2 protein-coding genes are annotated in these 725 nt (G+C 29.4%); both read left to right on the forward strand.

The window, feature by feature from the left end; translation table 11 throughout:
* Positions 1–87 precede the first annotated feature (87 nt).
* Entirely contained in the window at positions 88–240 is a 153-nt protein-coding gene (locus Q0945_RS16030; protein WP_299436691.1) for a hypothetical protein, read from the forward strand.
* Entirely contained in the window at positions 237–635 is a 399-nt protein-coding gene (locus Q0945_RS16035) for a DUF4279 domain-containing protein (RefSeq protein ID WP_298343011.1), read from the forward strand. Before Q0945_RS16030 ends, Q0945_RS16035 begins: the two co-directional genes overlap by 4 nt.
* Positions 636–725 lie beyond the last annotated feature (90 nt).

A 725-nucleotide genomic window follows, 5' to 3' on the forward strand; every position in this document is an offset into this window, starting at 1 on the left:
GTTGGCGTGCATTTGAGGAACATCGAGAAATGATTAAAAACAGAGGGTATTTTACAGTTAAGTCATATTTATGAAGAAGGACCGATTTTGGACGTAGGGTTTTATAGAGAAAATTATAAAATCTATGTTATTTATGACAATGATTGGGAGAATCCAAAGGAAGTATTTGAATCTCAAAAAACGGAACTTATTGAAAATAAAGTTTATGAATGGATTGATAAATTTGCAAATGATATATGACAAACACAAAAGGATACACATATTTCGCAATTAAAACCGAAAATGAAAAGTTTGGAATCTCGGAATTTGACTCTTATCTAACAATTAAACCTACCGATTTCAAACAAAAATTTGAGAACGGAAAAACGCCTGTTTGTACAATTTGGGAATATTCTTCAGGAAAATTAATAAATCCATATTTTTTTAAAGAAATTGAAAAACTGATTGACAAACTTGAAAACCATAAAAGTGAATTAATCGGACTTAAAAAACGAAACCCTGAATTTGAATATGTTTTAGAAGTTGTCATTTTTCTTGGAGATGAAAGTCCAGGACTTCATTTTAGTAAACGAACAGTAAAATTTATGAATGAAATTAATGGAACAATAGATTGTGACATCTATAATGAAAAATAAAAAAACGACACGCCAACACCGTATATAATTTATTGCTAGTTCTAGCCTACTTACGAAAATCCTCGCGGATTTTCTATTCGGTTTTTATTT

It is taken from the genome of uncultured Maribacter sp. (genome assembly GCF_947500405.1).
In the GTDB taxonomy this organism is placed as follows: Bacteria; Bacteroidota; Bacteroidia; order Flavobacteriales; family Flavobacteriaceae; genus Maribacter_B.

Coding starts and splice junctions, on each gene's coding strand:
- Q0945_RS16035 (WP_298343011.1), top strand. CDS start 237: ATGACAAACACAAAAGGATACACATATTTCGCAATTAAAACCGAAAAT.